The sequence below is a fragment of the Nocardia cyriacigeorgica genome (genome assembly GCF_005863245.1).
Taxonomy (GTDB): domain Bacteria; phylum Actinomycetota; class Actinomycetes; order Mycobacteriales; family Mycobacteriaceae; genus Nocardia; species Nocardia cyriacigeorgica_C.
Genome location: NZ_VBUT01000007.1, coordinates 93,044 through 111,376, shown reverse-complemented (window position 1 = coordinate 111,376; position 18,333 = coordinate 93,044). Strand labels below are relative to the sequence as shown.

At 68.6% G+C, this 18,333-nt stretch carries 19 protein-coding genes; 8 read left to right on the top strand and 11 right to left on the bottom strand.

The genetic code is table 11. The annotated features are described in order from the left end of the window. Positions 1 to 30 precede the first annotated feature (30 nt). Together FEK34_RS18845 and FEK34_RS18840 are read right to left on the bottom strand one after the other, a co-directional pair. Complete coding sequence (locus FEK34_RS18845; protein WP_011211115.1) at positions 31 to 285, bottom strand: WhiB family transcriptional regulator; 255 nt, start codon at positions 283 to 285, stop codon at positions 31 to 33. Between the two features lie 250 nt (positions 286 to 535). After that, a complete protein-coding gene (locus FEK34_RS18840) occupies positions 536 to 1,480 on the bottom strand; it encodes a diacylglycerol/lipid kinase family protein (RefSeq protein WP_048833595.1) in 945 nt (314 codons plus the stop codon). A gap of 76 nt (positions 1,481 to 1,556) precedes the next feature. On the opposite strand from FEK34_RS18840, the gene FEK34_RS18835 reads away from it, so the two are divergent. After that, positions 1,557 to 1,973 (top strand): hypothetical protein, encoded by a 417-nt coding sequence (locus tag FEK34_RS18835; protein ID WP_036539136.1) that lies wholly within the window; start codon positions 1,557 to 1,559, stop codon positions 1,971 to 1,973. Positions 1,974 to 2,079: 106 nt separating this feature from the next. On the opposite strand, the gene FEK34_RS18830 is transcribed toward FEK34_RS18835, so the two are convergent. The 5 genes from FEK34_RS18830 to FEK34_RS18810 form a co-directional block, all read right to left on the bottom strand. Next, a complete protein-coding gene (locus FEK34_RS18830; RefSeq protein ID WP_138449352.1) occupies positions 2,080 to 2,760 on the bottom strand; it encodes an endonuclease V in 681 nt (226 codons plus the stop codon). After that, on the bottom strand, positions 2,760 to 3,245 hold the full coding sequence (locus FEK34_RS18825; protein WP_138449350.1) for a GNAT family N-acetyltransferase: 486 nt from the start codon (positions 3,243 to 3,245) through the stop codon (positions 2,760 to 2,762). The genes FEK34_RS18830 and FEK34_RS18825 overlap by 1 nt, the downstream gene beginning before the upstream one ends. After that, entirely contained in the window at positions 3,242 to 3,850 is a 609-nt protein-coding gene (locus FEK34_RS18820; RefSeq protein ID WP_432760964.1) for an acid phosphatase, read from the bottom strand. The genes FEK34_RS18825 and FEK34_RS18820 overlap by 4 nt, the downstream gene beginning before the upstream one ends. 196 nt (positions 3,851 to 4,046) lie before the next feature. Beyond that, the gene (locus tag FEK34_RS18815; protein WP_138449346.1) at positions 4,047 to 5,273 is read right to left on the bottom strand and encodes an Rv3212 family protein; all 1,227 of its coding nucleotides are present in this window, start codon (positions 5,271 to 5,273) and stop codon (positions 4,047 to 4,049) included. A gap of 159 nt (positions 5,274 to 5,432) precedes the next feature. After that, entirely contained in the window at positions 5,433 to 7,256 is a 1,824-nt protein-coding gene (locus FEK34_RS18810) for a DEAD/DEAH box helicase (RefSeq protein ID WP_138449344.1), read from the bottom strand. A 484-nt stretch (positions 7,257 to 7,740) separates the two neighbouring features. Between FEK34_RS18810 and FEK34_RS18805 the strand changes: the two genes are divergently transcribed. Further along, positions 7,741 to 8,787 carry an alpha/beta hydrolase gene (locus FEK34_RS18805; protein ID WP_138449342.1) on the top strand — a complete coding sequence of 349 codons (1,047 nt, stop codon included), beginning with the start codon at positions 7,741 to 7,743 and terminating at the stop codon, positions 8,785 to 8,787. 81 nt (positions 8,788 to 8,868) lie between these two features. After that, complete coding sequence (locus tag FEK34_RS18800; RefSeq protein ID WP_138449341.1) at positions 8,869 to 9,570, top strand: ferritin-like fold-containing protein; 702 nt, start codon at positions 8,869 to 8,871, stop codon at positions 9,568 to 9,570. A 7-nt stretch (positions 9,571 to 9,577) separates the two neighbouring features. Here the strand turns inward: FEK34_RS18800 and FEK34_RS18795 are convergent, their stop codons facing one another. Further along, positions 9,578 to 10,405, bottom strand: a complete 828-nt coding sequence (locus FEK34_RS18795) for a helix-turn-helix transcriptional regulator (protein WP_249359386.1) — start codon at positions 10,403 to 10,405, stop codon at positions 9,578 to 9,580. Between the two features lie 102 nt (positions 10,406 to 10,507). Here FEK34_RS18795 and FEK34_RS18790 point away from each other — a divergent pair, with 102 nt between their 5' ends. Together FEK34_RS18790 and FEK34_RS18785 are read left to right on the top strand one after the other, a co-directional pair. After that, complete coding sequence (locus tag FEK34_RS18790) at positions 10,508 to 11,056, top strand: YceI family protein (protein WP_138449337.1); 549 nt, start codon at positions 10,508 to 10,510, stop codon at positions 11,054 to 11,056. Positions 11,057 to 11,172: 116 nt separating this feature from the next. After that, complete coding sequence (locus FEK34_RS18785) at positions 11,173 to 11,400, top strand: DUF3107 domain-containing protein (protein WP_138449335.1); 228 nt, start codon at positions 11,173 to 11,175, stop codon at positions 11,398 to 11,400. A gap of 198 nt (positions 11,401 to 11,598) precedes the next feature. On the opposite strand, the gene FEK34_RS18780 is transcribed toward FEK34_RS18785, so the two are convergent. Then, positions 11,599 to 12,291 carry a TetR/AcrR family transcriptional regulator gene (locus tag FEK34_RS18780; protein ID WP_036539112.1) on the bottom strand — a complete coding sequence of 231 codons (693 nt, stop codon included), beginning with the start codon at positions 12,289 to 12,291 and terminating at the stop codon, positions 11,599 to 11,601. Between the two features lie 189 nt (positions 12,292 to 12,480). Here FEK34_RS18780 and FEK34_RS18775 point away from each other — a divergent pair, with 189 nt between their 5' ends. From FEK34_RS18775 to FEK34_RS18765, 3 genes are all read left to right on the top strand, one after another. Then, complete coding sequence (locus FEK34_RS18775; RefSeq protein WP_432760963.1) at positions 12,481 to 13,560, top strand: DUF3152 domain-containing protein; 1,080 nt, start codon at positions 12,481 to 12,483, stop codon at positions 13,558 to 13,560. Between the two features lie 171 nt (positions 13,561 to 13,731). Next, entirely contained in the window at positions 13,732 to 14,916 is a 1,185-nt protein-coding gene (gene moeZ / locus FEK34_RS18770; RefSeq protein ID WP_138449334.1) for an adenylyltransferase/sulfurtransferase MoeZ, read from the top strand. A gap of 76 nt (positions 14,917 to 14,992) precedes the next feature. Then, entirely contained in the window at positions 14,993 to 15,844 is an 852-nt protein-coding gene (locus FEK34_RS18765; RefSeq protein WP_138449332.1) for a TIGR02569 family protein, read from the top strand. 110 nt (positions 15,845 to 15,954) lie between these two features. Here FEK34_RS18765 and FEK34_RS18760 read toward each other — a convergent pair whose 3' ends face one another. Together FEK34_RS18760 and FEK34_RS18755 are read right to left on the bottom strand one after the other, a co-directional pair. Continuing rightward, positions 15,955 to 17,430 (bottom strand): MFS transporter, encoded by a 1,476-nt coding sequence (locus tag FEK34_RS18760; protein ID WP_138449330.1) that lies wholly within the window; start codon positions 17,428 to 17,430, stop codon positions 15,955 to 15,957. A 217-nt stretch (positions 17,431 to 17,647) separates the two neighbouring features. Continuing rightward, positions 17,648 to 18,331, bottom strand: a complete 684-nt coding sequence (locus FEK34_RS18755) for a FadR/GntR family transcriptional regulator (RefSeq protein ID WP_138449328.1) — start codon at positions 18,329 to 18,331, stop codon at positions 17,648 to 17,650. Positions 18,332 to 18,333: the final 2 nt, after the last annotated feature.

Here is an 18,333-nt window from a genome sequence, read left to right as displayed (position 1 = left end):
TGGGGCCCGAATCGCTCGTCTGACCGAGGGTCAGACGACCGTGCGGGTGCGGGTGCGCGCGTTGCGGCGTTTGAGCGCCCGACGCTCGTCTTCGCTCATGCCTCCCCACACACCGGCATCCTGTCCGGACTTCAGGGCCCACGACAGGCAGTCGGCGGTGACGGGGCATCGAGCGCAGACCAGCTTGGCATCGGCAATCTGCGCGAGCGCCGGACCACTGTTACCCACCGGGAAGAACAGTTCGGGGTCCTCGTCGCGACAGATGGCCTTGTGGCGCCAGTCCATTCCTCTGCTCCTTCACTGGGCGCCACAAATGGCGCCGATGGTTTGTGGATAGTTCACTTGTGCGACCTGAAGATTTCCGCACGGTTGCTTGTGAATGCTTTCACGAACACCGTAGATGTCAATAGGTATCCAGGTCACCGTGGGGAAGCTCACGCTCTGAAGGTCCCGCAAGGGGAGCTTGCCCGGTCCTTTGTACTCGCTCCGCCGGGTTTTCGCAGCACAACAGCGATGTTTTTCACTCCGGCGCGTCTCACGAAGGGCGCGGCGCGACGACTTCCAGCACGTCGGGGACCGCGGTGAAATCCACCACGTTGCGTTTGCCGATGAAGTCGCCATCGATTTGCAGGCCGATCTCCTGATCGGTCTCGATTCGCACCGACGCCACGTCGTCTTCGCGAAACAATTTGCGTGACTTCGGGTTTCCGTTCGGTGCCAGAAGTTGGCCCGCGACCCGCAACGTCGGCAGCAACGCCATGGATCGCATGGCGAACACACCGAGCCCGGATTCGAAGGCGGTACCGGGGTTGGTGCGCACCGGGGTGGCGTTCAGATAGGTCCACGGACTGGTGTTGGTCACGAATGCGTAATGCACACCCTCGACCGGGTCGTGCCCGGGGACGATGACGGTGGCCTCGGGCTTGTGCCGTTTGGCCCGGAAGAACTGGCGCACCGTGGTCGCCAGATAACGCACCGGAGTGGCGGCTTTTCCGTTCGCGCGACTGGCGTCGATGGCCTCGCACACGTCGGCATCCAGGCCCACTCCCGCGCTGAAGCAGAACCATCGATCGTCGGCGATGCCGAGCCCGATGCGGCGGTCGTCGTTCACCGACAGCAGGTCGATCAGCTGGTTGGTGGCCGCGACCGGATCGGGTTTCAGGCCGAGGGCGCGGGCGAAGACATTGGCCGAGCCGCCGGGGATCACCCCGAGCCTGGGCCGCCACGCCTGACCGTCGTCCACCTGCGGCAGCGGCAGGAATCCGTTGATCGTCTCGTTGACGGTGCCGTCGCCGCCGTGCACCACGATGAGATCCATCTCATTGGTCGCCGCCCACTGGGCGAGCTCGGCGGCATGGCCGCGATGCTGGGTATGGGCGACGGTCAATTGCGTCCGGCTCTCCAGCGCGTGGGCCAGCAGATCCCTGGTGGCCGCGGTGGTAGAGGTGGCATTCGGATTCACGATCAACAACGTCCGCACCTACGCACCTTAATTCAGCCGGGTTACCGGTTCGGCCGATGCCACGGCCGTCGAGCCCGCGACCTACCCTGGTCGGGTGGCTGAGCGAGATGACGTCGGAACGGTGCCGGGCACGGTGCGTGGCGCCGGTGGGCTGGTGGCCTTGGAGGGCGCCGTCGCGGTGACGGTGGCGATCGTGCTGGTGGTGCGTGGTCTGCTCGGTCACGATCAGAGCCAGGCCAGCGGTTACGGCACGGCCGCGTGGTTCGTGATCCTGGGCGGTGCGGTGCTCGCGGCGGGCATCGGTCTGCTGCTCGGCCACCGCTGGGGTCGTGCCATCGCGGTGATCGCGCAGCTGCTGCTGTTGCCGGTGGTGTGGTCGTTGCTGACCGATTCCCATCAGCCGTTCTACGGCGCCTTGCTCGGCGTGGTGGTGGTCGGTGCGCTGGTGTTGTTGTTCACACCGGCCACCAGTCGGTGGATGGCGCGCGAGTACGGGATCGACCCGGACTGAGGGGCGCTTCCGAACCTGCCCGCACGCCGTCGGCCGGATCGAAGGTGCCCGAGGCGAACCACCGACGATCCGGCTGATCGAACGATCGAGCCCCGGCACGATCGGCTCAGCGGGCGATCGCGTCTTTCAGCGCCTGCCGGCACAGGTGATCGGCGCGTCGAGTCGTCTCCGGCAGCCGGTAGTGCGGCGTCAGCGCGAGCACCTGAGCGCAGGCGGTGTCCAGGTCGATCAGGTGGCCCACCGAGACGAACACCGGCTTCACTCCGGCGCGGGTGCGCAGGACCCGGCCGACGATCTCGCCGTCGATGGTGATGTCGGCCTGCGCGCCGCGCTCCGGTCCCGGTTCCGGGCAGTCGCCCCACGCGGATTTGGCCACCCCGATCGTCGGCAGCCCGGTGACGAGGCCGACATGGCAGGCGAACCCGAAGCGGCGCGGGTGGGCCAGGCCCTGGGCATCACAGACCAGCAGGTCGGGCGTGGTTGTCAGCTGTTCGAGCGCGGCGACGGTGGTGGGCATCTCGCGGAACGAGAGCAGTCCGGGAATGTAGGGGAAGGCGGCGGTGCCGTAGGCCACGGTGGTGTCGACGGTGTCGAGGGTCTGCGCATCCACCACGACGATGGCGGCGGCGACGGTGCCGTCATCGTGGTAGGCGGAGTCGAGCCCGGCGATGGTGCGAAACCGTGGTGGTCGCGGGTTCTCGGCCCGTACCAGTGGCCGCAGCTCGTCCTGCATCGCCTTCGCCTCGGCTTCCGAGGCCGGCCACCGCTGCGGTAGCGACAGCCGCATCAGCGACTCCCGGCCAGGGCCGTCAGCGCCGCACCGGACAGCCGGTAGCCCACCCAGTCGTCCTGGACGTCCGCGCCGAGGGATTCGTAGAACTCGATCGACGGGGTGTTCCAGGTGAGCACCGACCAGGACACCCGGCTGTATCCGTTGCGCACAGCCTCCTCGGCCAGCGCCGCGATCAGCGCCTTACCGAGCCCGGTGCCGCGCGCCTGCGGCTTGACGAACAGATCCTCCAGGTAGATGCCGTGCACACCGTCCCAGGTGGAGTAGTTCAGGAACCAGATGGCGCACCCGACGACCTGCTCGTCCAGGGTGGCGACATGGGCGAACAGGGCGGGCGCGGGCCCGAACAGCGCGGTGCGCAGTTGTTCGGCGGTGAGGGTGCACTCGTGCCTGGCCTTCTCGTATTCGGCCAGGTCGTAGACCAGCTCGACCAGGGCGGGCACATCCTCGGGAACCGCACGGCGGATCGCGGTGGCGGTCATCGCGCCAACTCCTCGGCCGGGACGAGGTTGTGGCCGCGCACGGTGGCCGCGCCGTGGTCGTAGCCGAGCACGCTGACCGCGCCGGTCGACATGGCGAACCGGCGGCCTTCGCGCACCTCGAACTCACACCAGCGGGCGATGAGCACGCGGGAGAAATGCCCGTGCCCGACCAGCACCACATCACGTTCGGCGAGCTGTTCGGTGACGGTGGACAGGACCCGGTCGGCGCGGGCGCGGACCTGCTCGGCGGATTCCCCGCCGGGCACCGGGTGGGTCCAGACCGTCCAGCCGGGCACCGTCTCGCGGATCTCGGCGGTGGTGCGGCCCTCGTAGTCGCCGTAATCCCATTCGGCCAGGTCGGTGTCGATGACGGCCGATGCGAGCCCGGCCAGTTCCGCGGTGTGCGTCGCGCGCAGCCGAGGGCTGGTGTACACGAGCGGGGTGCGCAGTTTCAGGTCGGTGAGCAGCTGTCCGGCCGCGCGGGCCTGCTGTTCGCCACGCTCGGTGAGCGGCAGGTCGGTGATGCTGGTGTGTTTGCGTTGCGCGGACCACGTGGTCTCCCCGTGGCGCAGGACGATCAGCCGGGCGTGCTCGAGTTCGGACATGTGATCCATCATGAGCCACCGCGCTCGAGCGGGGTGCGGCCGTCGGTGGATCGCGACGGTGTCACTCGGTCGACGCCGCCACCGCGCCCGGCGGACGCCTCCAGGTCAGCGCTGCCCAGGCTCGGGGCTGTGGTGGGGTTCGTGGCTGCCCTGCGCATGGCGGTGAGTGTGCCACGAGGCACCGACAGAAACGGGCTCAGCCGAACGCCACCAGCTGATCGCCGCGATGCTCGAGTACGACGTCGCCGAGCACACCGAGCGCGATGGGGGAGCCGTCATAGCCCGTGCGCTCCACCGGAATACGGGTGGTCTCCGCCCCCGTGGCCGGGTCGAGTGCGGCAATGGCGCCCTCGACCGGCATGAGGATGTGACCGGCCATCAACGCGGGTCCGCCGAGCGCGCCCGCGGCGGTCCACATCGGGTCGAAGGTACTGGCATTCAAGGCGATCAGGCTGTTGCCGGTGAACACCAGATAGGCCGATCCGATCCGGGTGGTGGTGGTCGTCTCGGTCAGCGGAGCCGAAAGTTCGTGTGAGACCAGCGGATTGCCGGTGGCATCGAACACTGCCAGCCGTGGCGGTGCGGGCTCGGGTGCGGTGGTGCCCGGCAGGTAGACCACGATCCTGTTGTCCGACACCGCGATCACTTCCGCGTCGGGTGAATCGGCACCGGGTCCGTTCAGCACGCGGGAACCGAATTCCTTGGGCACGCGGTAGTCCTTGGGCGCCGGATCCAGGGCTGTCAGCCGGTTGGCGGCGTCGCCGGGGCAGCGCTCCAGTACCGCGAGCCGGGACGGGCTCGAGCTCGCCGATATCAGCGAACAGCCCTGGCGCGGCTGGGATTTGGGGATCTCTTTGGCCTCGACATGGCCGTACTCGAGGGTGCGAACCAGATCCGAACGCCACATCTCCAGCCGGCGCGGCCCCTGTGCCAGCACGTAGGTGCCGTCGACCGACAGTGCGATCTCGGAGTCCATATCGCTGCTGCGGGCGGTGGTGCGCGAGCCGTCCGAGCCGAGCAGCATGGTGGTCTGGCTGCATCCGCGATCGTCGCGATACACCGCGATCACGGTGCCGAACTGGGCTTGCACGCCGCACAGCGGGATATCGCGCCGGTAGTGCCAGATTTCGTTTCCCGTGCGCGGATCGCGTCCGGTGACGGTGCCGCCGTCCGCGGTGACCACCACACCACCGGAGGTGAGCGCCTCCGTGCTCGCCCCATCGGGCGCGCGCCAGAGTTCGCGCAGCGCGGTGGGCAGCGCCGACGCGGCAGGCGGGGTGTCGACGGGGGTATCGGCGACGACCGACTCGGTGCCGCGCGCATCCGATTGGATCCACACCACCAGAGCCGCGATCGCCAGGACGAGGGCGATCGCGACCGCGATGAGGATGTCGGCGCGGGTCCGCCGCTCGGGTGCGAGCACGTGTGCGAGATTAGCGGATCGGTGCGAGCGCCGATGACATCGCCGTGCCCGGCGGCCGGCGGCGCCGGTGCGTGCCGGGAGTGGGCGCGCGCCACTGCTCGCAGACGAAAAATGCTGGTGGGCGCGGTTCGCGCCCACCAGCATTTCGGGGGTGTTCGATCAGGCGGAGACGCCTGCGGTGCTGTTCGACTCGACCGGCGTGGCCGCATCGGCGGAGGCTTCCGCGGATTCGGCGGCCGGCTTGCGGCGGCGACGCCTGCGACGCGCGGGCTGCTCGCCGCCGGCCTCGGTGTCGGTGGTCTCGGCGGCTGTCGCCTCGGCGGTGCGTGCCTCAGCAGCGCCGTTCACGTCGGCCGTGCTGGTCGCCTCGGCGGTGTCGCTGGGCTCGCCGGTGGCTTCGGCGGTGCCGGTGGCGGCGCCGTCCTCGGCCGTGGACTTGCGCCGACGACGCCTGCGCCGCGCCGGACGTTCGCCGTCGTCACCGGCAGCGTCCTCGGCAGGAGCCGAACCGGCCGCCGCCTCGCCCTGCTCGCCGGCGTCGCCGGTGCTCGTGGTGGCCTCGCCGTCGATCGGCTTGCCGCCACGGGTGCGCCTGCGATTGCGTTTGCGCGGGGTGCGCTCGGGCCGCTCGACGACCTCGGCGTCCTCGTCGCGTTCCGGCTTGGGCTTGCGGATGGTGCCGGTGACACCTTCCGGGATGCCCAGATCCGAGAACAGATGCGGTGAACGCGAATACGTTTCGACCGGCTCGGGGATGCCGAGGCCGAGGGCCTTGTCGATGCCGGCCCAGCGGTTGAGTTCGTCCCAGTCGATCAACGTCACCGCGACGCCGGTGCGGCCGGCGCGGCCGGTACGGCCGATGCGGTGCACGTAGGTCTTCTCGTCCTCGGGGCACTGATAGTTGATGACGTGGGTGACGTCGTCGATATCGATGCCGCGGGCGGCCACATCGGTGGCGACCAGCACGTCGATGGTGCCCTTGCGGAACTTCGTCAGCGCCTTCTCGCGCGCGATCTGGCCGAGGTCACCGTGTACCGCGCCGACCGCGAAACCGCGTTCGGCCAGATCGTCGGCCACCTTCTGCGCGGTGCGCTTGGTGCGGGTGAAGATCATGGTGGCGCCGCGGCTCTCGGCCTGCAGCACGCGGGCGACCAATTCGCTCTTGTCGAGCGCGTGCGCCCGGTAGACGAACTGGGCGGTGCGATCGTGCACCGCGGAATCGTGCGGCTCCTCGGCCCGGATATGGGTCGGGCGGGTGAGGAATGTGCGGGCCAGGGTGATGATCGGGCCCGGCATGGTGGCCGAGAACAGCATCGTCTGCCGTTTATCCGGGACCATGCCCAAAATGCGTTCGATATCGGGCAGGAAGCCCAGATCGAGCATTTCGTCGGCCTCATCGAGCACGAGCACGCCGACCTTGCCGAGAATCAGATGCTGCTGATTGGCCAGGTCGAGCAGCCGGCCGGGGGTGCCGACGACGACGTCGACACCATGGCGCAATGCCTCGATCTGCGCTTCGTACGGGCGGCCACCGTAAATCGAGACCACCTTCAGCGGTCCCTGGTGATTGGTCAGGTATTTGCCCGCGTTTTCCAGGTCCTTGGTGACCTGGATGCAGAGTTCGCGGGTGGGCACGATGACCAGCGCCCGCGGCGTTCCGTCCAGCGGGGTGGTGCCCGATTCGGCGGTGGCGATGCGATGCAGCAGCGGAACACCGAATCCGAAGGTCTTGCCCATGCCGGTGCGGGCCTGGCCGATGAGGTCTTCGCCGGCCAGCGCCAGCGGCAGGGTGAGTTCCTGGATGGCGAAAGTGCGTTCGATGCCCATCTCGCCGAGCGCGCGCACGATTTCGGGGCGCACCCCCAATTCGGTGAAAGTCGGGGCGGTATGGGTTTCGTCCAGTTCGGCCGTCAGCAGGGTGTCCGCCAGTCCCGGTTCCTGTTCGACTGTGATCTTGCTCAGGGTTCGTGCCTTCCTCGTTATCGCGTCACGCGCGCACGAGGCGTGGGGCGGACCGGCCGGTCCGCGACGACCACGTATCCGCCTGTGATACTCACCGGTCGCTGCCGGATGTCAGCGGTACCCGCCGGAGAGGGGGCTGCCTGGGAGACATCGGCGCGGCGCATCGGTGACGCGGATCTGGTGCGCGCACATTTTCCGTGGACATCGTCTTGCGCGCCGGGCCGACAGCTGTGTCGGGGGATGATCGGGTAACTCGATCGGGCGCGAAATTTTCGTTGTCCGTGGTGATTGTAGCGTGATATTGTGCTCCGCCCGGAAATCCGGCGCGAAAATCGCCAGGCCATTAGTTCGTTTTCGGTGCGTAGACCCGCGATCGGTAGTGCGCGACAAGGCAATTCATCGGGCGTGGCGAATGGGTGATATCGGCGACAGTCGGGGCCATCGGAGGCCCCGTTCGTCACACCGTGGGTGTTACCGGCGGTACCGGATGTGAGACATTGCTGTGGTGAGCATCGCAGACACCGTCACCCTCGCCGCGCGCAACGCCTGGGCCCTGACCTTCGGCTCCGGTGTGGCCGATCCGGAACCGACACCGTCGACCGTGCTGTGGGATCAGCCCCATCGCACGCTGCGTCGTTTCGACGGCGCATCCGCCGACGCCGATTCCGCGGTGCTGCTCGTGCCCCCGCTCGCCGCCCCCGCCACCTGCTTCGACCTGCGCCCGGACCAGAGTGTGGCCCGGTTCCTGCTGGAGACCGGCCGCGCGCCGTACCTGGTCGACTACGGCGACATCACCTTCGCCGACCGCCGGATGGGCTTCGAGGACTGGATCGACGACATCCTGCCCGAGGCCGTGCTGCGCGCCTCGGCCGATCGCGGCGGCGCGCCCGTCGATCTGATCGGCTGGTCGCTGGGCGGCACGCTGTCCCTGCTGACCGCCGCGGCGAACACGCAGCTGCCGATCCGGTCGATCACCGCGGTCGGCGCGCCACTGGACTACGACAAGATGACCGGCATCCCGCAGCTGCGCGCGGTCGCCAAACTGACCGGTGGCCAGGCGGTTTCCACGGTCGTGCGCGCGGCCGGCGGGGTGCCGGCCGGACTCACCCGGCTCGCCTACCGGGCCACCGCTTGGGAACGCGAACTCAAGCGGCCGTGGTTCGTCGCCAGCAATATCGCCCGCACCGAGACCCTGGCCCGGATGGAGACCATCGACCGGTTCATGGCCGAGATGCCCGGCTATCCCGGCCGGTTCTACGGCCAGCTGTGGGGCAGGTTGATCCTGAACAACGACATCGGCCGCGGCGTGGTCCGGCTGGGGCAGCGGCGCATCGCGCTCGCCGACGTCACCGCGCCGGTGCTGCTGGTCGGCGGCCCGAGCGACGTCATCACTCCGGCTGCCGCCGTGGAAGCCGGACTGCGCACGCTCAGCGGCGCCGCCTCGGTGCGCTACGAAACCGCGCCGGGTAGCCATCTCGGCATCCTGACCGGTCCCACCGCACGCGACACGACCTGGACCTACCTGGATAAATTCCTCGCCACCGGGGCCTGACCGGGCGGCGGCGGCGTACCCGGCGCTGGCGCACGGGTCGAGCCGCGACGCGCCGCGCGCCGGGTATTACGCTGGTGACCCATGGGAGCACAGTCACCTGCCGCGCTGGGTGTTTCGCCGACCGGCCCGGTTTCGCCGTCCATTCCCGCCGACCATCCCGGGGTGACCGATCTGTTCGCGGTGCTCGCCTACGGTGAGATCTCCGCGTTCTACCGGCTCGCCGAGGAGGCCAAGCTCTCGCCGACCGTGCGCGGCAAGGTCGCGGTGGCCAAGATGGCCGCCGCCGAAATGGAGCATTTCACGCTGCTCGAGGCGGCGCTGTCGGAGCGCGGGGCCGACATCTTCGAGGTGATGGCGCCGTTCGTGCGCGCCCTGGACGCCTATCACGCCTCCACCGACCCGTCGACGTGGCTCGAGTCGATGGTGAAGTTCTACGTCGGTGACGGCATCGCCGCCGACTTCTACCGCGAGATCGCCGGCGTGCTCAGCCCCGACGTCGCCGCCGTGGTGCGCGATGTGCTGGCCGAGACCGGGCATTCGCAGTTCGTGGTGGACGAGGTGCGCCGCGCGGTGGCCGCCAGCCGTTCCGAGCGCGACCGGCTGACGCTGTGGGGTCGCCGGCTGCTCGGCGAGGCGATCACCCAGGCCCAGTACGTGATGGCCCAGCGCGACGAGCTCACCGAACTGGTGCTCGCCGCCACCGGCGACCTCAACGGCATCGCCACCCTCTTCGAGCGCATGCAGGCCAGCCACGCCGAACGGATGGCGGTGCTCGGGCTCTAGGTCGCCGCTATTGGTTGGCCGCGCGATCGCGGACCAGGTGCAGGCCGGTGGCCTGGACTCGGTCGGTGAGCCAGACGACCAGGCTCTGATCGCCGGTGGTTTCCAAGGTCTCGAATGGCACGTCCACGTCACCGAGCACGGGATGGTCGAAGCGCAGCAGCGGCACGGTCGGCTCGTTGAGTCGTTGCGGGGTCCAGCGTTCGGCGAAGTCCGGGTGGCCGCGCAATCGATCGATCGTCTCGCGCAGGGCGTCGTCGGCGGGCCAGCGCACCATCGCGCGATTGAGGGCCGCCGCGAACGCGTCCGCGGCCTGTGACCAATTGCGCAGCACCCGCCGTGCGGCCGGATGAGTAAAGGTGAACCGGGCGAGATTGGGCGAGGAATCGTCGAGCAGCCCGAGCGGTGCGGCGAAATCGGCCCAGGCGGCGTTCCAGTCGAGCACGTTCAACTGCCTGCCGACCACGAAGGCGGGGGTCGGCGCGAGCGCGCGCAGCACCTGCTGGATGGTCTCGGGCACCTGCTCCGGCTCGGCCTCTCCGCCCGGACAGCGCGACCCGTCGGCCGCGGTCAGCGCGAGGATATTGAACTGGTAGCGCGCCTCACCGCGCAGCAGCAACGCGTCGGCCAGCGCCTCCACCACCGCGGGCGACGGATTGTTGTCGCGGCCCTGCTCCAGCCGAGCCAGATAGTCGGCACTGACGCCTGCCCGCACCGCGACCTCCTCGCGGCGCAAACCCGGGGTGCGGCGACGGCGACCCTCGGGCAACCCGAGATCGCCCGGGCGTAGCTCCGCACGCCGGGCGACCAGGAATTCGGCGAACCTGCTTCGTGCCATGCCGTCCATCGTGCCTCGTCGGGGGCGGTTTATCCGCGCCCTGCCAGGGCCAGGATAACGGCGGTCTGGTTAGCGGACCGCGGTCCGGTCATGGTGGAAGCCATGACTACACCCGAGACCACCACCGCTACCCAGCAGCTGCGCCCCGGATCCTGGACCCTGGATCCCGCGCACTCGACCGTCGCGTTCACCATCCGTCACCTCGGCATCTCCAAGGTGCGCGGCAGCTTCACCAAGTTCGAGACCGAATTCGTCGTCGACGAATCCGGTGCCGCGACCATCGGCGCCACCATCTACCTCGACTCTTTCGACACCGGCAACCCCGACCGCGACGCTCACGTCCGCACCGCCGACTTCCTCGACGTGGCCAACCGCCCGACGCTGACCTTCCGCGCCACCGAGCCGGTGCGGATCGCGGAGACCTTCACCGTCGAGGGCGAGGCGACGCTCGGTCAGATCACCAAGCCGGTCACCCTCGAGGTCGAATGGGGCGGGGTGCAGGAGTTCGGCGCCACCGGCGACAACCATGCCGGATTCTCCGCGACCGGCACCATCAAGCGCACCGACTTCGGTGTCGGCGGCCCGCTGCCCGGCATGCTCAGCGACGCGGTCAAGGTCGAACTCGACATCCAGCTCGTCGAGCCGAAGTAGCGGACGCGCACGGTGCGGGTGTTTCGCTGACAGCGCAGGCGGTCAGGTGCCTGCACCCCGCGGGGCTGCATTAGCCTTGGTGCGACAGCACACGACTCTATGTTCGGAGGTTGGCCGTGGAGGTCAAGATCGGTATTTCGGATAGCCCGCGCGAGCTCGTCATCACCAGCTCGCAGACCCCCGACGAGGTCGAGGCGCTGGTGTCCGGTGCCCTCAGCGGTGACAGCGGTGTCGTCGCGCTGACCGACGAGAAGGGCCGCAAGTTCCTGATCCAGGCCGCGAAGGTCGCCTACGTCGAGATCGGCACCGCCACCGGTGGCCGCGTAGGCTTCGCCGCCGTCTAGCGCTGTCCGCCTCTCCGCGATTTTGGCCAGACTGAGAGCCGTATAGACCCACGCCGGCGGCCGGCGGTCACCTTGTGATCCGATTTCGGGCGTGCCCGGTGAGTTACCCTCTCCGCGCTCTGGCAAGGTCGTCCAGAAGAAGATTATGGCCCCCACCAGGTTTCTGGTGGGGGCCATAATCTCGTCTAATGCCTGAACTTACTGCTCGTCGCGGGCGCGCAGCACCTGCTCTATCGGGTGCAGTGGCACGTGGGACAGCCCGCCCCATGCCAGTGCGACCGTGGTGTCGACGGCCTCGTCCTTGGGGATCGGGCGGTCGGCTTCCAGCCAGTAGCGCGCGGTGAATTGGCTCGCGCCGACCAGGCCGACGGCGAGGATGCGGGCGCGGTAGGGGTCGAGGCCGGAGTCGTGGGCCACCAGATCGAAGACGGCGTCCACACAGGCCTCGGTGGCCTGCTCCACGCGACGCTGCACCTGCGGTTCGCTGGTCAGGTCGGATTCGAAGACGAGCCGGAAGCCCTGCATCTCGTTGTCGACGAAGTCGAAGTACGCCTGCACCGCCGCGCGTACGCGCTGCTTGTTGTCGGTGGTGGAGCGCAGCGCCTGGCGCACGCTCGACACCAGCATGTCGACGTAGTTCTGCAGCACCGCGACGTAGAGCTCGAGCTTGCTGGTGAAGTGCTGGTAGAGCACCGGCTTGCTGACGCCCGCGCATTGCGAGATCTCGTCCATACCCGCGGCGTGGTAGCCGCGCAGTACGAACACCTCACTGGCAGCGGCGAGCAGCTGCTGGCGTCGTTCGTCGCGCGGCAGCCTGGTGCCGCGCTTGGCCGGGGTCATGGCCTCGGACGACGTTCTGCGGGACGTCATCCGGTCCACGAGGTCAGTCATTTCGGATCTCCCAGTCGATTCCCCGGCAAAAGGGGTGTGCACCGGGTTATCCACAGCACGATACCCGCTCGCGTCACACTTTCCGATGGGGGTGGTGAATGCATAGCCATCGGTGAGAAATCTCGCAGTGATCTACCGGCCCGGCAATGCCCGGTGCCGCGGTCTTTCGCACTGTGAGAGGCTTTTCCCGTGACCGACCGACCGGAAAAGCCGACCGGTGGCGGGCGCGATGCGCACCGCCCCCATGGTTCCGAGGACTCCGGTTCCGCAGTGACGAGCCCCGTGGCATGGCCGGACTCCGGCACCTCCGACCGTTCGCGGCAACCATTGCGCGCTCGCTGGGACCCCACCGCACCGGATGAGAAGGCTCGCTCGCGGGCCCCGCGACCGTCGCGGGATGTGAAGAAGCAGAGCGCCATCGGCCGATTCGTCTCCACCTACGGGTGGCGGGCGTATGCGTTGCCGGTGCTGTTCGCGGTGACGCTCATCGTGGTCGTCGACGCGATCCGCACGGGTCCCGAGCCCGCGCCCGCGGCGGGCGAACCCGGATTCGGGCGGCTGAGCCCGCCCGCGGCCAGTGAAGGCGTCATCGGCGCCCCGCCCGGTGACGGCAAGTTCCCGGATGATCTGCCCACCGGTGCGCTGCCCGAGGGCGGCCAGTTCGTGGAGACCGGCGCAGGAACCTGGCGGGTGGTGCCGGGGACCAGCGCGCAGGTCGGCATCGGCGAGCAGTACGTGTTCAGCTACACCGTGGAGATCGAGGACGGACTCGACACCACCGGCTACGGCGGCGACGCCTCGGTGGCCAAGATGGTCGACTCCACGCTGGCCAATCCGAAGAGCTGGACTCATGACCGCAAGTTCGCCTTCCGCCGGGTGGATCAGGGCGAGCCGGATTTCCGGGTATCGCTCACCTCGCGTCAAACGACCCGCACCGCATGCGGTTTCGAGATCGAGATCGACTCCTCCTGCTACAACTCCGACCTGGGCCGGGTGGTGTTGTCGGAGGCCCGCTGGGTGCGCGGCGCGCTGGCGTTCGAGGGCGATATCGGCTCCTACCGGCAATACCTGGTCAACCACGAGGTCGGCCACGCCATCGGCTACCACCAGCATCAGCCGTGTGAGACCGACGGCGGGCTGGCGCCGGTGATGATGCAGCAAACCTTCGGCGTGGAGAACAACGTCATCGCCACCCTCGATCCCGACGGTGTGGTGCCGATGGACGGTAAGCGCTGCCGGTTCAATCCCTGGCCGTACCCGCGCGGCTGAATCGCTCGCATCGGCAGTCATGGGCCCCGGCCCGGTTGCCGCCCGGTCCCGCCGATGCGCGACCATGGGCGGGGAAGAAACGGCCGTGTCGTCGGTGTTGCACCGGTAGCGCACCACGACGTGCGCCCACACGCATCGTGACCGGCCCATTCGATTCGAGGAGTTCTGGACGTGTCATCACCGAAGTCCCTGCCGCCACTGGTCGAGCCGGCCGCAGAGCTGACCAGGGACGAGGTCGCCCGTTACAGCCGCCACCTGATCATTCCCGATGTGGGTGTGGACGGGCAGAAGCGGCTGAAGAATGCCAAGGTGCTGGTGATCGGCGCCGGCGGGCTCGGCTCGCCTGCCCTGCTGTACCTGGCCGCCGCCGGTGTCGGCACGCTCGGCATCGTCGAGTTCGACGAGGTCGACCTGTCCAATCTGCAACGTCAGATCATCCACGGCGAATCCGATATCGGCCGCTCCAAGGCCGACAGTGCCCGCGATTCGATCCTGGAGATCAACTCCGGCATCGACGTGCGGCTGCACAAGATCCGGCTGGAGCCGGACAACGCCGTCGAGCTGTTCTCCGAATACGACCTGATCGTCGACGGCACCGACAACTTCGCCACCCGTTACCTGGTCAACGATGCCGCCGTGCTGGCGGGCAAGCCCTATGTCTGGGGTTCGATCTACCGCTTCGAGGGCCAGGTGTCGGTGTTCTGGGAGGACGCCCCCGACGGCCGCGGCATCAACTACCGCGACCTCTACCCGGAGGCCCCGCCGCCGGGCATGGTTCCCTCCTGCGCCGAGGGCGGTGTGCTCGGTGTGCTGTGCGCGTCCATCGGGTCGATCATGGTGACCGAGGCGATCAAGCTGATCACCGGCATCGGCGACCCGCTGCTGGGCCGGCTGATGGTCTATGACGCACTGGACATGACCTACCGGACCATCAAGCTGCGCCGCGATCCGGAACGTCAGCCGATCACCGAACTGATCGACTACGACGCCTTCTGCGGTGTGGTGAGCGAGGAGGGCCAGGCGGCCGCCGCCGGTTCCACGATCACCGCCCGCGAGCTCAAGGAGATGCTCGACGCCGGCAAGCCGGTGCATCTGGTCGACGTGCGTGAGCCGGTGGAGTGGGACATCGTGCACATCGAGGGTGCGACGCTGATCCCGAAGGACCGCATCCTGTCCGGTGAGGCGCTGTCGGAGCTGCCGCAGAACCGGCCGATCGTGCTGCACTGCAAGACCGGTATCCGGTCCGCGGAGGCGCTGGCCGCGCTCAAGCGCGCGGGCTTCGCCGATGCCACCCATCTCCAGGGCGGTGTGATCGCCTGGGCCAACCAGGTCGATCCCTCACTACCGGTGTACTGAGCGGCGGTCCGGCACATCGCCGGCAATCTCGGCGCGGCGCCCGTTTCGGGCGCGTCGCCGGGAGTACGGTACGGCCGTGACATCTGTGGAGCCTCCCGAGCATGTGCGAGCCACGTTCGGCCTGCGCGAGGTGACGCCGATTGCGCTGGGCGACTGGGAAGGCGGCTGGCGCCTCGGTGACGTGGTGCTCAGCCCGGTCGCCGATCACGCCAGGGCGGCCTGGTCGGCCAAGGTGCGGGAAACGCTGAAGGTGGACGGGCTGCGCCTGGCCCGTCCGGTGCGTGCCACCGACGGCCGCTATGTGGTCTCCGGCTGGCGCGCCGACACCTTCCTGGAGGGCATTCCCGAACCCCGGCACGACGAGGTGGTGTCGGTGTCGCTGCGATTGCATGCCGCCACCGCGCATCTGGAACGGCCGCGGTTCCTGGTGCAGCCGCCGGTGGCGCCGTGGATGGACGTCGACGTGTTCGTCGCCGCGGACCGCGCTGCCTGGGAGCCGGTGCCGCTGCGCAGCCTGCGCGCGGGCGGCACGCTGCCCGCGACGTCACCGGACGGCAGGCACAGCGTGGAGCTGATCGGGCAGCTGGCCACCCTGCGTAAGCCGGTGCATACCCCGGCGCAGCTGGTGCACGGTGACCTGTTCGGCACGGTCTTGTTCTCCGGCGCCGACACTCCCGGCCTCAGCGATATCACCCCCTATTGGCGCCCGGCGGCGTGGGCGGCGGGTGTGGTCGTGGTGGACGCGCTGTCGTGGGGTGGTGCCGACGACGGGCTGCTGGAGCGCTGGTCGGATCTGCCGGAGTGGCCGCAGATGTTGTTGCGGGCGGTGATGTTCCGGCTCGCGGTGCACGCCCTGCATCCACGATCCACGCCGGAGGCGCTGCCCGGTCTCGCCCGTACCGCGGACATGGTGCGATTCCTGCTCTGACTCGCCGGGCCGCGGGTTCGACTCGGTGTCGATCCGGGCGCTGGCGAACGACACACCGGGTGCGCCGTCGCCGCATCGACGACGCCACACCCGGTGCGGCCGAACCGAACTCAGACGTTCGCGTACGCCAGTGATGGCACCCGTGCCACCGCGAACGACGAGCGCAGGTAGAACCACCACGTCACCCCGGCCATCACCAGGAAGGCGATCGCGTACGCCCAGAACGCGGGTGACATGCTGCCGAAGTTGATGTTGGACAGTCGAAGTGCCTGCTGTAGCAGGTAGCCGCCGGAGGCGCCGATCGCCCCGATGACGCCGATCGCCGCACCCGCCTGCCGCTTGGCCGACGCCGCCGCCTCGGCCGGATCGAGATCGTGCTCGGCGGCGTACTTGCTCGCCTCGGCGCTGAAGATCGACGGGATCATCCGGTAGGTGGAGCCGTTGCCGATGCCGGTGAGCACGAACAGCAGCAGGAACGAGATCAGGTACAGCGGAAAGCTTTTCAGCTCCAGTGCCGCCATGATCAACGCCACCGCGACGGCCATCCCGCCGAACACCCCGAGGGTGATCTTGGCGCCGCCGACCCGGTCGGAGATCCAGCCGCCGAACGGCCTGCTGAACGAACCGACCAGGGCGCCGAGGAAGGCCAGGTTGCCCAGGGTGGTGATCCAGCCGATGTTCGCCAGGTTCGGGAAGTTCGCCTTGATCAGGGTGGGGAAGGCGAAGGAGAACCCGATGAATGAACCGAAGGTGCCGATGTAGAGCAGCGACATCACCCAGGTGTGCGGGTTGGTCAGCGCGAGCCGATAGGACCTGCCGTCGGATTTCGCGGTGCGCAGGCTGTCCATGCAGCGCAATGCGCCGATGGTCGCGATCAGGATGAACGGCACCCACACCAGCACGGCCAGCGTGATGCCGAGCCGGTAGCCCGCCGGGTCCTTCGCGGTCAGATGCGTGCCGAGGGTGATCAGCAGCGGCAGGATCAGCTGGGTCTGCGCGACGCCGAGATTGCCGCCCGCGGCGTTGATGCCGAGGGCCGCACCCTTTTTCCCTTCTGGGAAGAAGAAGGAGATATTGGCCATCGAGGAGGAGAAGTTGCCGCCACCCACGCCGGCCAGCGCCGCCAGCAGCAGGAACACCCACATCGGGGTCTGCGGCTGGTTGACGAAGTAGGCGAGTCCGAGCGTCGGCAGCAACAGCATCGCCGCGCTGAACGCGGTGAACGCGCGGCCGCCGAAGCGGGGGATGGCGAAGGTGTAGGGGATGCGCAGTGCCGCGCCGACCAGCGTCGGGGTGGAGGTGAGCAGCAGGGCATTGCTCACCGCGACCGGGTCGCCCTTGCCGAGCCCGGCCAGGAAGCCGAATCCGGCAGCGCCCATGCTGGTCACGACCGAGCCCCAGATGACCCAGACGCTGAATCCGAGGTTCTCGGCGAACACCGAGAACGCGAGATTCTTGCGGGCCGTTCGCGCCCCGCCCGATTCCCAGAACTGTGGGTCGTCCGGCTCCCAGGTGTCGATCCAGCGTCCGCGCCTCTGATAGGTGAACGACGGTGTGTGACTGCCGGTGTCGATTGTCGCGGTCATCGGCTCCCTCTCGATCGCACTGCGACCGCTCCCTCATCGTGGCAGCGCTGCTGCCTCATCGCAGCGGCGTGCGGGCCCGGGCGGTTCGTGCGAACGCCTCGGGTGCCTGAGCGGTCGAATCACAAGGTAGGAGCCGGTTGTTGCGCTCACGTGGCGTGCGGTGACGATCGCGGCACATCCGCCTCACCGGTGATCCGGCACACCGGTGACCGGTTGGTTACTCGCCCTCGCTGCCCGGTGCTGGGTACTCGGCGAGCAGGGATCCGAGGAAGCAGCGGGCGGCCTGCGCGGCGCGTTCGGGATCGCCGTCGATGACGGCCTGGACCAGTTCGCGATGTTCGGCGTCGTAGGAATCGCCGTACTTCGAGGTCCGCGACCGGATGCCCGCCTCGATGACCGGCAGCAGCGAATCGTAGAACTCCAGGTACACCGCGTTGTGGCTGGCGACGACGATGGCGCGGTGCAGTTGCACGTCGGCTTCGATGGCGGCGGGGTTGTCGTCGTCCCATGACTTGCTGCGTTCTTCCAGCAACCGCCGCATGGTGGCGATATCGGTCTCGTCGCGACGTTGGGCGGCGAGGGCGGCGGCGGTGGTGTCGAGCGCTTGGCGCAGTTCCAGAATGTCGCGTTCCTGGGCGTCGGCGAAATACTTCGCCAGTGCGCCGCTGACCTCGGAGTTGGCGATCACGTAGGTGCCCGAGCCCTGACGGCGTTCGAGCATGCCCGCGTGCACGAGTGCCTGCACCGCCTCGCGCAGGGTATTTCGCCCGGTGCCGGTGAGTTCGGCGAGTTCGGGCTCGGTGGGTATGCGTGAGCCGATCGGCCAACGGCCCGAGCGGATTTCGGCCCGGAGCTGTTCGGTGACCTGCGCGATGAGACTGGTGCGGCGGACGGGTTGCACCG

What these genes read in the sequence shown, in the direction of transcription:
- FEK34_RS18820 (WP_432760964.1), bottom strand. Translation starts at nt 3,850, where the DNA reads ATGTCCGAACTCGAGCACGCCCGGCTGATCGTCCTGCGCCACGGGGAG.
- FEK34_RS18800 (WP_138449341.1), top strand. Translation starts at nt 8,869, where the DNA reads ATGGGAGCACAGTCACCTGCCGCGCTGGGTGTTTCGCCGACCGGCCCG.
- FEK34_RS18790 (WP_138449337.1), top strand. Translation starts at nt 10,508, where the DNA reads ATGACTACACCCGAGACCACCACCGCTACCCAGCAGCTGCGCCCCGGA.
- FEK34_RS18830 (WP_138449352.1), bottom strand. Translation starts at nt 2,760, where the DNA reads ATGCGGCTGTCGCTACCGCAGCGGTGGCCGGCCTCGGAAGCCGAGGCG.
- FEK34_RS18760 (WP_138449330.1), bottom strand. Translation starts at nt 17,430, where the DNA reads ATGACCGCGACAATCGACACCGGCAGTCACACACCGTCGTTCACCTAT.
- FEK34_RS18780 (WP_036539112.1), bottom strand. Translation starts at nt 12,291, where the DNA reads ATGACTGACCTCGTGGACCGGATGACGTCCCGCAGAACGTCGTCCGAG.
- FEK34_RS18845 (WP_011211115.1), bottom strand. Translation starts at nt 285, where the DNA reads ATGGACTGGCGCCACAAGGCCATCTGTCGCGACGAGGACCCCGAACTG.
- FEK34_RS18795 (WP_249359386.1), bottom strand. Translation starts at nt 10,405, where the DNA reads ATGGCACGAAGCAGGTTCGCCGAATTCCTGGTCGCCCGGCGTGCGGAG.
- FEK34_RS18825 (WP_138449350.1), bottom strand. Translation starts at nt 3,245, where the DNA reads ATGACCGCCACCGCGATCCGCCGTGCGGTTCCCGAGGATGTGCCCGCC.